Raw genomic sequence first — 13,363 nt, 5'->3', positions numbered from 1 at the left:
GAGGCCCGTTAGACGGACACCGACTGCGCGTTACGGCCGTGGACGAAGTAGGTCGTGATGACGCGCGTCACGACGATGGACGTGAACAGCGACGCCAGCAGGCCCACGATGAGCGTGGTGGCGAAGCCGCGGACCGGACCCGTTCCCGTGAAGAACAGGATGAAGCCCGCGATGAGCGTCGTCACGTGCGCGTCGAAGATGGTCCAGAAGGCGCGGTCGTAGCCCTGGTCCACCGCGGCGCGCGCGGACTTGCCGTGGGACAGCTCCTCGCGGATGCGCTCGTTGATGAGCACGTTCGCGTCCACCGCGATGCCCAGCGTGAGCACGAAGCCCGCGATGCCCGGCAGCGTCAGCGTGGCGTTGAAGAACGCCAGGCCCGCCAGGATGAGCAGACCGTTGAGCAGCAGCGCCACGTCCGCGATGAGGCCGGACTTGCGGTAGTAGACCGCCATGAAGACGACGACGAGCGCCAGGCCCACCAGCGCGGCCAGGCTGCCCTTCTTGATGAGCTCATCGCCCAGCGTCGCGCCCACCTGACGGATTTCGCCCACCGTCACCGGCGCGGGCAGCGCACCGGCCTTGAGCACCAGCGCCAGCGTCTGCGCCTCGCCCAGCCACTCCTCGAAGCTGCGCCCGCTGGCGCGGCCCATGGTGATGCGCGCGCGGCCGCCGCCAATCTTCTCGTTGATGCGCGGGGCGGTGTGCACGTTGTCGTCCAGCACGATGGCCATCCGGCGGCCCACGGCGGCCTCGGTCAGCTTCTCGAACTCGCGCGAACCGGCCGGGTCGAACGCGAGGTTCACCTCCGGCTCGTTCATCTGGCTGACGGAAGCGTCCGCGCCCGCCAGGCTCTCACCCGTGAGCGGTACGTTCTTGTCCAGCAGGTAGCTGCGGTACGCGATGCAGTCGTTCTTCTTCACCGGGCTCGCCACGCACTGGGTGACGACGTCGCGGCCTTCCGGCGTCTTGTCCTTCGCGTACGCCAGCAGGGCCTCGCGGTTGGGCGAGGACAGCTGCGGGAAGCCCTCATCCTCCACCAGGGTGATGTGGCTCTCCGCCGGGGGCGGGTGCTGCTGGTACATCTGCGCGAACACCTGCGGGTTGGTGTCGTCCACCATCCGGAACTCCAGCTGCGCGGTGGTGCCCACCAGTTCCTTGGCCTGCTCCGGGTTGCTGCGACCGGGCAGCGAAATCTGGATGGAGTCCGTGCCCAGCTTGCGCACGTCCACTTCCGCCACGCCCCACTTGTCGATGCGGCGGCGGATGACGAGCATCGCCTGGTCCACGGCCTCGTCGCGGAAGCGGTTCACCTGGCCCTCGTCCGGCTTGAGAACCAGCGTGCCGCCGTTGCGGGACTCCACGGTAAAGTCGGTGAAGGTGGCGAGCACCTCCTTCTGGATGGCGTCCATGGTGCCCGGGTCCTTCGCGGTCAGCACCAGCTGCAGCCGCTCCGGGTCCGTGTCCGCCGTCACCTCACCCAGCTTCTTGTCGTTGACGTAGGTGGCGATCTGCGTCCCGCGGCGCTCGGTGCGCTTCTGCAGGGCCGTCTTGGTGTCCACCCGCATCACCATGTGGATGCCGCCCTGCAGGTCCAGCCCCAGGTTGAGGCGGTACTTGGCGGGGGGCGCCCACGCGGGCAGCCGCTGCTCCAGCACGGCGATGTTGTTGCGCTCGTTGCGGTCCAGGACCACCAGCGAGTAGTACGTCGGGACAAGGAACCAGATCGTCCCCAGCGTCACCGCGACGATCATTCCGAACTTCCACCACCAGCCGCGGTCCATTACTTCTCCTCCTTCTTCTCAGCGGGGGCAGCCGCCGGGGCGCCCGCCACCGGAACGGTTCCCTTCGCACTGACAGCCGTCTTGAGCACGCGCACGCGCACTCCGCTGGCGATTTCCACCGTCACGGTGGAGTCGTCCACCTGGTGGATGCGTCCGAGGATGCCGCCGGACGTCACGACGTCATCCCCCTTCTTCAGCCCCGCGAGCAGGTTGCGGTGCTCCTTGAGCTGCTTCTGCTGGGGGCGGATCATCACGAAGTACATGATGGCCACCAGCACGGCGAGGAAGCCGAAGGTCCCCAGGGGGGAACCGGCCCCGGCCTGCGCGAGAATCAGGAAACTGTCAGCCACGTACTGCCTCGTCGTTTGGAAGGGAGGACTCGGGAAACCGGCCCCGACCCGGCGTACGGGTGGGGTCAAAACATCCGAAAGGGTGGCCTCTTAGCAAGGGCGCCCCATGTGAGCAAGTGAACGCCGGAAGCGCGGCAATCCCTTTGCCCGCTCACCGACCGCCTTTGCGTTCGGCCTCCTGCGCCACGGCCTTGGCCCGGAAGTCCCGGGCGAACGTGGCGAAGCGGTCCTCCGCGATGGCGCGGCGCACCTGGGCCATCAGGTCCAGGAAGTAGTGGAGGTTGTGCAGGGTGTTGAGCCGCATCGCCAGGATTTCTCCCGCCGCGAACAGGTGCCGCAGGTAGGACCGGCTGAACGTGCGGCAGGTGTAGCAGGAGCACGCCGGGTCCACCGGCCGGGGGTCCTTGGCATAGGCCGCGTTGCGGATGACCAGCTTGCCCTCCGAGGTGAAGAGCAGGCCGTTGCGAGCGCACCGTGTAGGCAGCACGCAGTCGAACATGTCCACGCCGTGCTCCACGCACGTCACCAGGTCCAGCGGCGTGCCCACGCCCATCAGGTAGCGCGGCTTGTCCCGGGGCAGCAGCGGCGCCGAGTAGGCCACGCCCGCGTGCATGGCTTCCGGCGCCTCGCCCACGGAGTAGCCCCCCAGCGCGTAGCCGGGCAGGTCCACCGCGCAGATCTCCTCCGCGTGGCGCTTGCGCAGGTCTTCATGGAGGCCGCCCTGTACGATGCCGAACAGCGACGAGCGCTCGCGGCCCCACGCCTTCACGCACCGGTGCAGCCAGCGCGTGGTGCGCGCCAGGGACTTCTCCAGGTAGGCCCGGTCCTCGGTGGACGGAGGGCACTCGTCGAACGCCATGATGACGTCCGCGCCCAGCGTCTCCTGGATTTCGATGGAGCGCTCCGGCGACAGGAAGTGCCGCGAGCCGTCCAGGTGCGACTGGAAGGCGGCGCCCTCCTCGGTGATTTTCCGCTTCTCCGACAGGCTGAACACCTGGAAGCCGCCGCTGTCGGTGAGCATGGGCCGGTCCCAGGAGATGAAGCGGTGCAGGCCGCCCATCTCCCCGACGAGCGGCTCTCCGGGGCGGAGCATCAGGTGGTAGGTGTTGCCCAGGATGATCTGCGCATCCAGGGTCTTCAGGTCGTCCGGGCCCACGCCCTTGACGCTGCCCACGGTGCCCACGGGCATGAAGATGGGCGTTTCAATGGGGCCATGCGGCGTGTTCAGCCGGCCGCGGCGCGCCTTGGTGCCGCTGGCGTCCTCGTGCAACAGCTCGAAGCGCACCAGCCCCGGGGGCACGCGGGTATCGCCCTTCTCCTTGCGCTGCTCGTCGACCACGGCACTCACTCCTTCACCAACATGGCATCGCCGTAACTGAAGAACCGGTAGCCCGCGCGCACGGCCTCCTGGTACGCGGCGAGCGTGCGCTCCCGGCCCAGGAGCGCGCTCACCAGCATCACCAGCGTGGAGCGCGGCAGGTGGAAGTTCGTGAGGAGCACGTCCACCTGGCGGAAGGCATAGCCGGGCCGGATGAACATCGCCGTCTCGCCGGGGCCCACGCGCAGCCTGCCCGTGTCCGGGTCGGTGGCGGACTCCAGCGTGCGCACCACGGTGGTGCCCACGGCGACCACGCGGCGCCCCTCCGCCTTCGTGGCGTTCACGGCGGCGGCGGTGGCCTCCGGCACGGTGAAGCGCTCCGGGTGCATGTGGTGCTTGTCCAGCACCTCCTCGCGCACGGGGAGGAAGGTGCCGGGCCCCACATCGAGCGTCACCTCCGCGCGCCGCACGCCCTTCGCCGCGAGCTTCGCGAAGACGTCCTCGGTGAAGTGCAGGCCGGCGGTGGGCGCGGCCACGGCGCCGGACGCGCGGGCGTACACGGTCTGGTAGCGCTCGGCGTCCGCGGCCTCGGGCTCGCGGGTGATGTACGGAGGCAGGGGCAGCCGGCCCGCCGCGTCCAGGAGGCTCGCAAGCGAAGCGCCCGGCACCGCATGGAAGCGCACCCGGTACTCCCCTCCCCCCAGGGCCTCCAGGACTTCGGCGGACAGGCCCCCGGCGAAGCTGACGGACTGGCCGGGCTTGAGCCCCTTGGACGCCTGGCCCAGGCAGACCCACTCGAGCGACTCAGGAGCCCCACCGAGCGCGGCGGAGGTGAGCGTGGCCGTGGCGGCGGGGCGGACGACCAGCAGCTCCACGCGGCCACCGGTGCCGCTCTTCTGGCCCAGCAGGCGAGCAGGGATGACGCGCGCGTCGTTGAGGACGAGCAGGTCCCCTTCACGCAGCAGGTCCGCGAGGTCGGTGAAGTGCTGGTGGCTCCAGTCGCCGGTGGCGCGGCTGACGACCATCAGGCGAGACGCGTCCCGGTTGGGAAGCGGGGCCTGGGCGATCTGCGCCTCGGGGAGCTCGAAATCGTAGTCGGAGAGGAGGGACGACACGGGGTTGGCGCTTGTAGCAGCCCCCGCGCCCTCACGGAACCGGCGAGGGCGTCAGTAGAGCTGCTGGAACTCGGCGCCCGGGTAGTAGTGGGAAAGGATTTCCCGGTACGCCTTGCCCTGGTCGGCGAGGGCCTTGGCGCCCCACTGGCACAGCCCCGCCCCGTGGCCGAAGCCACGTCCGGTGAACACGTAGTTCTTGCCGGAGGCTTCCACGTCGAAGTCCAGGCTCTTGAGGCGCGTGTAGCCCAGCTTGCGGCGGAACGACACGCCGTCCACCGCGGAGCCATCCGACATCGTCACGCGGGTCACCCGGTGCGTGGGCGTGCGGCCGGTGACGCGCATGCCGCCCGGAGCGGCCTTCAGCGCGCCGCGCAGCTCCGCCTCGGAGAGGGTCGCGGTCCAGCGGCTGGCGGGCAGCTTGCCGCAGGGGCAGTCAACGGGCTGCAGGTACGGCAGGTTCCGCTGGAGGGCGTCCTGCCCGGACTCGGTGCGCCCGCCGCAGGAGGCATGGAAGTACGCCTCGATGGGGGCCAGGTCGTACGTGAGCACCTCGCCCCGGGTGGCCTCCACGGCCGCGCGAGTCTTGGCGTCCTCGCGGTTCACGCCGCCGTACACCTGGTGGAGCACGCTGCTGCCCATGTGGAAGGCGGCGCCATACGCGTCCAGCTTCTTCTGGAGCGCGTACGTCCGCGCGGCCACGGCCTGGGCCTTGAGGGCCTCCAGGGGGAAGGACACGGGCATCTCGCTGCCGAGCACCGCCGCGAGGTAGTCCTCCAGGGGGATGACGTTGATGAGCTGGAGGCTGTTCTTGAAGACGCGCACGACGACGTCGCCGCGCACCTGCGCGCTGCCCGCCTTCAGGGGTTCGTTGCCGGGACCGCCCGCGTCGGTGGCCTCCAGGCCGCCACGGAAGCGGATGGCGTCCCCGATGACGGGAGCCCCGTTGACCTCCAGCTTGCCGTTGCGGCGGCGCACGGTGGCCTGGCCCGAGGTGACGGCGACGAAGGTGCCGTCCTCGGCATCCGGGCCGAAGCCCAGCCCCCGGCCGCTCACGCGGACCTCCTCGCCGGGGTCGTCCATGGCAATGCGCATCGTCTCCACGGCGAACGCCCGCGACGACGCGAGCAGGAGCAGCAGCAGTGCCACACGTTGCAACATGGTCCAACAGTCTAGGGGCGGAGCGATCCGCCTCAAGAAATCGGCCGGGCGCCAGGACATCTCCCCGGTAGGAGCCCGCGAAAACCCCAGGCGGATGCCGCAGAATGGAGTCCAGTGACTGCCTCCGTCCCCGACGTCGCCCGCCTGTCCCCCGAGGCCCTCTCCGAGGCCCTCCGCGCGCTGGAGCCCCGCACGGCCGCTGTGTTGGTCCGCCGGCTCGTGGAGCGCCGCCCCCAGGCGGAGTGCGCGGCCTGGTACGGGATTTCAAGCGACGCCTTCTCCGTGCTGCTGCTCCGTTCGGCCGTGGCCCTGGCCCGTCAACTGGGCCAGCCCGCGAGGTCCCCGGAGAGCCCGGAGGAAGCCACCGCCTGGGAGCGGATGCTGGCCATGGCCGTGGAGAAGGACACCGCGCCCGTGCCGGTGCCGCTCGCGCCCGTGGCCTGGCTGTGCCGGCGGATGCATGCCCTGGGGCCGGAAGTGGAAGCCGCGTTGGACAAGGCCGCCCAGGCCGACGCGGACTCGCCCGGACGAGCGCGAGAGGAATGGCTGCGGAGGCTGGCCGTGGCCGCGCTCCTGGCCCTGACGGCCTGGCTCTACTGGAGCCGTCCCCCTGAACCGGAGCCCCGCCCCGAGCGCCGCATGCGCTCCCCCGAGCGCCGCTGACTGGACGCGGCCACGAGCGGACGCGTATGGGTAGGCCCATGCGAGCGATCCGGTCATGGCTGGCCCTCCTCATCGCGGGAATCGCGCTGGCAGGTTGCGCGAAGCATGTGGACACCCGGGTGGCCGGGGACGACGACGCGATCATCGACGGCATCGAGGCCCGCCTCGACGAGCTCCGCGCCCGCGAGCAGGGTGACGACCTCACCTGCGCCGAGCAGTGCGACGTCTCCGCGCGGACGTGCACCACGGCGAAGGAGCTCTGCGGCCTCGTGGAGCAGCAGGCGGACCGGGACGACCTCCCGCCGCGCTGCGCCAGGGCTCGCGAGCAGTGCGCGGGCGCGAACGACGGCTGCACGCGGTGTCAGGCGCCCTGAAGAACCCGCCATGCGCTGGCTCTGACTCCGTGCCTATGATGGGTCGGATTGAGGAGCTTCCCCATGACCACCCGTCTCTCGTTGATGCTCGCTGCCTCGTCGCTCGTCCTGGCGACCCCTGCCCTCGCGGAGGATGAAGGCCTGACGCCGGAGAAGGTGGCGGCCATCCAGCGCGATGAGGCCGCGGCCCAGGCGAAGGTGAACGAGGAGCACGGCAACCGGAAGCCGTCGGAGATGAGCAACGCCGAGCGAGGCCAGGCCATCCGCGACCAGCAGAAGGAATCCGCCAAGGTCCTGGAGAAGCACGGCGTCTCCGCGAAGGAGTTCGCCAGCTTCACGGCCCGGATGGACCCCGATGACAACCAGCGCGTCGCCAACGAGGCCAAGCGGCTCGACGACAAGGCCAAGGCGGAGAAGGAAGCCGAGGCGAAGAAGCGCAAGGGCGACGGCGAGGTCCACATCCAGCAGGGCTTCAGCGACTCGGACCCCGTGGAGATGGAGTCCGCGGACGGCGCGGAGCCCTCCGTCGACGTCGACGGCAGCCTGGACAGCACGGCGGGTGCGCCGACCGTGGAGATTGGCGACAGCGCCGGCACGGCGAAGGGCATGAGCCGGAAGGCCTCCAAGCGCCGCAAGTAGCTCCGCGGCGCCCGGCATCCTCCGGGGCCGTCAGCGGCCTCGGAAGCCCAGCCCCCGCGACCGCGCCTGCCACACCTCGTCGTACGGGCAGGAGCAGTCGGTCTCCTCCGGCTCCGGGTACGCGTAGGTCTGACCCTTGTAGTTGCGGAACAGGGTCTCCCGCTCGCCGCGCTCGATGACGTAGTCGGGCTGGAGGGTGACCTTCCCTCCCCCACCCGGCAGGTCCACCGCGAGGTGCGGCACCGCGAGCCCGCTGGTGTGCCCGCGAAGCTGCTGGAGGATCTCCAGCCCCTTGGCGATGGGCGTGCGCAAGTGTTCGCAGCCTTCCGCGACGTCCATCTGGTGCAGGTAGTACGGACGCACGCGGCTGCGCAGGAGCACGTGCGACAGCTCCTTGATGATGCGCGCATCCGAGTTGAGCTGCCGCATCAGCACGGCCTGGTTCTCCACCGGCACGCCATGGTCCACCAGCCGCTCACACGCCTCGCGTGCTTCCGGCGTCACTTCCTTGGGGTGGTTGAAGTGGGTGATGACGTAGACGGGCGCGTAGCGGCGCAGCAGGCGCGCCAGCGAGTCCGTCACGCGCATGGGCAGCACCACCGGCACCCGCGTCCCGATGCGGATCATCTCCACGTGCGGAATCTCGCTCAGCGGCGCGAGCAGCGACTCCAGCCGCTCCTCGCTCAGCAGGAACGGGTCGCCCCCGGAGATGAGCACGTCGCGCACCTCGGGGTGGTTGCGCACGTAGTCGATGCCCCGGCGCATCTGGTCCTTGGTGAGCTCCGCCTCGCCGCCCTTGGTGATGCGCCGCCGCGTGCAATGGCGGCAGTAGACCGAGCACGTATCCAGGGCCAGGAACAACACCCGGTCCGGATACTTGTGGACGATGCACTCCTCCGGGCGCGTCTTGTCCTCGCCGAGCGGATCCTCCAGTTCCCCGGGCCGCACCCGGGCCTCCGCGCGCACCGGAATGGACTGCATGCGCACGGGGCACAACGCGTGCTCCGGATCGATGAGGGACAGGTAGTAAGGGCTGATGCCCATCCGGAACAGCGAGGACGTCTCCTGCACCCCGGCGCGCTCATCCGGGGTCAGGCGCACGTAGCGCTCCAGTTGCTCCAGGTTGCGCACCGAGTGACGCTGCTGCCAGCGCCAGTCCGTCCACTCCGCGTCGGTCGCGGAGGGAAACAACCGGGCCCGCCCCTCGGCACTGAGCGAGGGACGGGGAGACGACTGGGGCGCCACGGCGCCCACGGAGGAATCCATTACGCCGCCTTGGGCTGATCCCGCCACCACGCCTGGCCGGACTCCGGCAGCGTGTCGATGGGATCGAAGTACTCGTACTTCCGATCAAGTGCGTCGGCGTCGTTCGCTTCCACGCTCGTGCGGTAGTTCTTGGTCCAGTAGGAGATGCCGCGCTCGCGGTCATACTCCGCTACCTGGTGGATCCACCGCTTCCCCACGAACGGCACGTCACAGACGATGCGCGGCGTGGCGAAGCCCGGCATGTAGCCCATGATGTCGTGCTGGAGCTTCTGCGCCTGCGCCACCGACAGCCGCCAGTGCTCGCTGTTGGGGATCATGTCGCACATGTAGAAGTAGTACGGCAGGATCTTCGCGTGGTCGAGCAGCGTGAAGCACAGGTCCAGCAGCGCCTTCGGGCTGTCGTTCACGCCGCGCAAGAGCACGCCCTGGTTGCGCACGTCGCGGAAGCCCATGTCGAGCAGCTTGCGCACGGCCTTGCCCACCAGCGGCGTGAGCTGCTGCGCGTGGTTCACGTGCGTGTGCATCGCCAGGTCCACGCCGCGCTCCACGGCCTTCTTCGCCAACCGGTCCAGGCCGGCCAGGACGTTGTCCTGGAGGAAGTGCTGCGGCAGCGCCATGAGGCCCTTGGACGCTAGGCGGATGTCGCGGATGTTCGGGATGTCCATCAGCGCGCTGACGAACGGCTCCAGCGCCTGGATGGGCAGGTTCGCGATGTCGCCGCCGGACACCACCACGTCGCGCACGGTGGGCGTGCGGCGCAGGTAGTCCAGCATCTGCTCGTAGCGCTCCTTCTGCCCGGTCGCGAACTTGTGCTTGGACACCTGCGGGACGTCGTTGCCCACCAGGTCCATGCGCGTGCAGTGGCCGCAGTACTGCGGGCACGTGGGCAGCATCTCCGCCAGCACCTTCGTCGGATAGCGGTGCGTCAGGCCCTCGACGACCCACATGTCCGCCTCATGGAGGCTGTCACGGCTGGCGCGCGGGTGATTGGGCCAGTCCGTGCGGCGGTCTGCGAGCGCCGGCAACATGTACTTGCGGACCGGGTCGTTCCACAGGTCCTCCAGGTTCATGGTGTTGAGCATCTGGGGCGGGACGAGGATGGACATCGTCGCCCGCTCCTTCTGGTCCAACTCCATGCTCGCGGCCAGGTCGTCCGGTAGCAGCGCCCCGAGCGTCGCCCGCAGCTCGCGCAGGTTCTTCACGGTGTGCTTGCGCTGCCACACCGAGCTCTCCCACTCCGCCGCGGTGACGTCCTTGTAGCCCGGGATGCGCCGCCAGTCGGGCTCCACGAACTCCTGGCGGAGAGGATAGGTGAAAGGCTGCTGCGCGGGGCCAGCGTCGGGCTTGCCTCGAGTGGACGTCGTGCTCATGGACACATCACCTCAACGTAAGGAGCGTCGTGGGCGAGGCGTCATAGCCTGCCCCCTGACATCCCGGCTCAACAATCGCCAGGGGCACAAGATGCCCCATGGCGCAGTGCGTCCGTTCACTCCACCTTGACGCCGATGAGCTTGGCCACGCCCTCCGCCTCGACGACCACCACCTGGGGCTTGGTCGACTTGCCGTTGAGCTTGAAGACGACCTTGCGCTTGCCCACCGGCAGGGACAGCGGATTGCCCAGCGTCACGGGGGTCACGCGGCCCGTGTTCTTCCCATCCACCCAGAGTTGAGCGCCCGCCGGCGAGGTGCTGCAGGCGAGCTTGCCCATCGCGGCGGCGGCGGGCTTCGGCTTCGGCTCCGGAGGAGGCTTCGGGGTCGGCGTCACGGCCACGGGAGGAGGCTTGGGCTTCGGCTCCGGAGGCGGGGGCTTCGGCTTCGGCTCGGGCGGCGGCGCTTCCTCCACCATGTCCACGGCGACACGCACCTCGGTGTTCCCGCTGGACGTGAAGTCGCCGGAGAACGGCTTGAAGCCCGCGCGCTTCGCCGTGAACGTGTACTTCTTGCCCATCTCCAGGTCGCCGAGCTTCGCGCCGGGCAGCTTGCCCAGGGACTTGCCGTCGACGGTGATCTCCGCGCCCTCCTGTCCTTCGAACAGGGCGGTGAACGTCTTCGGCGCGGGAGGCTCGACGGGCTTGTCCGGGGGCGTCTCCGGCGTCGTGGGCGGAGTATTGTCCACCACCACCGGCGGCGTAGCAGGCGGCGGATCCTTGATCTCTGGAGGCTTGGGTTCCGGAGGCTTCGGCGCATCCGTCACCCTCAGGCTGAGGAGGATGGGGGCCGCCGCCTGTCCGGCGGTGACCTCGATCTGCTGCGTCACGGGCTGATAGCCCGGAGCCGAGGCGGTCACGTTGTGGATGCCCGCGGACAGCTCGATGACCTGGTTGGCGTTCACGGCCTCACCGTCCACGAGGACGGTGGCACCCACGGGCGCGACGAAGTTCACGGAGCCCGTGGACGAGCCGCGGACCACGAAAATCACCGCGACCAGGAGCAGCAGGGCAGCGCCCGCGGCCATGCCGATGATGGCGGGCTTGGGCAGAGGCTTCTTCGGTCCAGCAGGCGCCTTGGCCTTCTGGACCTTGGCGGCCGGGGCCGGCTTCGCCATCTTGGAAGCCTTCTGGGGGATGGTCGCCGGACCGTCGGCCTCGTCGTCGTAGGGCGGCTCTTCCGCGTCCTGCCCTTCGTCTCCGTAGTCCTCCTGGCCGTCACCCTCGTACTCGTCGCCCTGGTCGTCGTAGGCGCCGTCCGGGTCCTCCTCGGCCGCCTGGGCGCGCAGGCCGTTGTGGCGGGAGCCCACCGGGACGGTGATGTTGCCCGTGGTCTCCTCTTCCTCGGGATCCAGCACGGGAGCCGCCGAGCCACCGCGGGAGCGCGAAGGCGGCGCCGTCGGAGCCGGACCAATCATGGTCGCCCCCGCGTAGGCCTCTCCGCCCTCGTCCCCGATGATGACCTGGGACTTGGGACCGCTCTTGCCCTTGCCGCCTCTTCCTTCGTCCTGGGCGTAGGGAGACGCGCTCGTGTGGTGCCCGGCCCGGTCGATGGGGTTCTCCGAACGGCCGGTGATGCTGTCGTCCACGACCACGCTGCTGTCCGCGATCCGCGTCTCCGGGGCGCGGAACGTGTGCGTGGAGTCGACAATCTGCGTCTTGTCCGCGGCGCCATCCATCTCCGCCAGCTCTTCAGCGCTGGGCGGCGGGATGTAGCCAGGCGCGGGCTGTGCGGGCGCAGTGGAGGCGCGACCCACCGGAGAACCGGTGGCCGAAGGCGCTGGCGACCTCTTCTGGGAGGTCGCGCGGGGGGGCACGACCACTGGAGGAGGCAGCGTCACACCCGAGTGCTCGATCTGGTCCGGGCGCTCAACGGAGGCATAGCGCTCCATCTTCTCCGCCTCGCGGAGCATGTCCTCGGCGAAGGCCTCCTTCATGAAGCCGGACAGGTGCTTCGACGAGTAGATGGCGTCCCCCGCGAGGAGGAAGCGCATCAGGTCCTCCTGGAGGTCCGAAGCCCACTGGTAGCGGTCCTCGGGCTCGCGCGCGAGCGCCTTGAGGACGACCTTCTCCAGACCCGCGGAGATGTTCGGGTTGAACTCGCGCGGCAGCGGGATGTCCGCGTTGCGCACCTTCTCCAGCGTGGAGAAGTCGGACTCGCCCACGAAGAGCTTCTCGCCCGTGAGCATCTCGTAGAGCAGCACGCCGACGGCGAAGATGTCGCTGCGCCGGTCGATGGGCATGCCCCGGACCTGCTCCGGGCTCATGTAGCCGAACTTCCCCTTGAGGATGCCGGCCTGCGTCTTCTGCGAACGGTTGGCGGCCTTGGCGATGCCAAAGTCGATGATCTTCACCTCGCCTTCGTACGAGACGAGGATGTTCTGCGGAGAGACGTCGCGGTGGATGATGTGGAGGTCCTGGCCGCGCGCGTCCTTCTTGCGGTGCGCGTAGTCCAGGCCCTCACACATCTTGGAGACGATGAACACCGCCTGTGCGGTGGGCATGATCTCCTTGCGACGACGGTAGCGCTCCAGGAGCGTGCGGACATCACGGCCCGCCACGTACTCCATGGCGATGAAGTACGTCTCCTCGTGCTTCCCGAGCTCGTGGATGTGCACGATGTTGGCGTGGTTCAGCTGAACGCTGATCCGCGCCTCGTCGATGAACATCGTGATGAACTCGTCATCCTCCGCCATCGTCGGAAGGATCTTCTTGATGGCCAGGATGCGCTCAAAGCCTTCGACGCCAAAAGCCTTCGCGATGAAGACCTCGGCCATACCGCCGACGTTGACGCGCTCAAGGAGCAGGTACTTCCCAAAGAAGGTCGGCTTCTTCATCTCGCGGGGCTGCCCGGCGCCGGCGAGTACGAACCGCGGCAGGCGGTGCGCAGACCGGGGGGAGCAGTGACTCTAGATCCAGTGAGAACGGCGGTCAAACATCCAAGATGGCGTGATTCCCCAACGAATCCGAGAACTTGGCCTCCCCTCGCTCCAAAACTGACCCACCTGCCATCCCGCGTCACTCCAGAATCGCCTACCGCGAGCGCAGGCTGCGGCACACGCCGGGCAAAATCGAGCCACGCGCACGGGCACCAGGAACCCCTGGCGAGCACGTCTCAGCGCTCAAGCCAGGTGCGGCGGCCCGTGACACAAGCCCGCAAAGACAAAGCCCCTGGCGCCTTGCGGCACCAGGGGCTTTCAAAAAGAATCCGGCAGCGACCTACTCTCCCACGCGGTTTCCCGCGGAGTACCATCGGCTCTGGAGGGCTTAAC

The 13,363-nt window shown here is 69.1% G+C and carries 11 protein-coding genes and 1 rRNA gene; 3 read left to right on the top strand and 9 right to left on the bottom strand.

Annotated elements, in window-relative coordinates; all coding sequences use genetic code 11:
* Positions 1-8: 8 nt before the first annotated feature.
* The 5 genes from secD to GTZ93_RS35875 form a co-directional block, all read right to left on the bottom strand.
* Positions 9-1,781, bottom strand: coding sequence for a protein translocase subunit SecD (secD, locus tag GTZ93_RS35895; RefSeq protein ID WP_139919326.1), 1,773 nt, complete (start codon positions 1,779-1,781; stop codon positions 9-11).
* The gene (yajC, locus tag GTZ93_RS35890; protein WP_120597220.1) at positions 1,781-2,131 is read right to left on the bottom strand and encodes a preprotein translocase subunit YajC; all 351 of its coding nucleotides are present in this window, start codon (positions 2,129-2,131) and stop codon (positions 1,781-1,783) included. The genes secD and yajC overlap by 1 nt, the downstream gene beginning before the upstream one ends.
* A gap of 151 nt (positions 2,132-2,282) precedes the next feature.
* On the bottom strand, positions 2,283-3,419 hold the full coding sequence (gene tgt, locus GTZ93_RS35885) for a tRNA guanosine(34) transglycosylase Tgt (protein WP_167548622.1): 1,137 nt from the start codon (positions 3,417-3,419) through the stop codon (positions 2,283-2,285).
* A 56-nt stretch (positions 3,420-3,475) separates the two neighbouring features.
* Positions 3,476-4,564: a tRNA preQ1(34) S-adenosylmethionine ribosyltransferase-isomerase QueA gene (gene queA / locus GTZ93_RS35880; RefSeq protein ID WP_139919325.1), complete on the bottom strand. Its 1,089-nt coding sequence runs from the start codon at positions 4,562-4,564 to the stop codon at positions 3,476-3,478.
* Positions 4,565-4,615: 51 nt separating this feature from the next.
* A complete protein-coding gene (locus tag GTZ93_RS35875) occupies positions 4,616-5,722 on the bottom strand; it encodes a SpoIID/LytB domain-containing protein (protein ID WP_139919324.1) in 1,107 nt (368 codons plus the stop codon).
* Between the two features lie 114 nt (positions 5,723-5,836).
* Here GTZ93_RS35875 and GTZ93_RS35870 point away from each other — a divergent pair, with 114 nt between their 5' ends.
* The 3 genes from GTZ93_RS35870 to GTZ93_RS35860 all read left to right on the top strand — a co-directional run bounded on the left by GTZ93_RS35870 (position 5,837) and on the right by GTZ93_RS35860 (position 7,398).
* Complete coding sequence (locus GTZ93_RS35870; RefSeq protein ID WP_121779140.1) at positions 5,837-6,385, top strand: hypothetical protein; 549 nt, start codon at positions 5,837-5,839, stop codon at positions 6,383-6,385.
* A gap of 38 nt (positions 6,386-6,423) precedes the next feature.
* The gene (locus GTZ93_RS35865; RefSeq protein WP_257979256.1) at positions 6,424-6,759 is read left to right on the top strand and encodes a hypothetical protein; all 336 of its coding nucleotides are present in this window, start codon (positions 6,424-6,426) and stop codon (positions 6,757-6,759) included.
* 63 nt (positions 6,760-6,822) lie between these two features.
* A complete protein-coding gene (locus GTZ93_RS35860; protein WP_139919322.1) occupies positions 6,823-7,398 on the top strand; it encodes a hypothetical protein in 576 nt (191 codons plus the stop codon).
* Between the two features lie 30 nt (positions 7,399-7,428).
* Here GTZ93_RS35860 and GTZ93_RS35855 read toward each other — a convergent pair whose 3' ends face one another.
* From GTZ93_RS35855 to rrf, 4 genes are all read right to left on the bottom strand, one after another.
* A complete protein-coding gene (locus GTZ93_RS35855; protein ID WP_139919321.1) occupies positions 7,429-8,664 on the bottom strand; it encodes a KamA family radical SAM protein in 1,236 nt (411 codons plus the stop codon).
* On the bottom strand, positions 8,664-10,034 hold the full coding sequence (locus GTZ93_RS35850; protein WP_139919320.1) for a KamA family radical SAM protein: 1,371 nt from the start codon (positions 10,032-10,034) through the stop codon (positions 8,664-8,666). Before GTZ93_RS35850 ends, GTZ93_RS35855 begins: the two co-directional genes overlap by 1 nt.
* 116 nt (positions 10,035-10,150) lie before the next feature.
* Positions 10,151-12,928, bottom strand: coding sequence for a serine/threonine-protein kinase (locus GTZ93_RS35845; protein ID WP_139919319.1), 2,778 nt, complete (start codon positions 12,926-12,928; stop codon positions 10,151-10,153).
* 369 nt (positions 12,929-13,297) lie between these two features.
* Positions 13,298-13,363 (bottom strand): 5S ribosomal RNA (rrf, locus tag GTZ93_RS43485); the annotation flags it as partial.

The sequence above is a fragment of the Corallococcus exiguus genome, assembly GCF_009909105.1.
Lineage (GTDB): Bacteria > Myxococcota > Myxococcia > Myxococcales > Myxococcaceae > Corallococcus > Corallococcus exiguus.
This window is presented reverse-complemented; position numbering and strand designations above follow the sequence as displayed.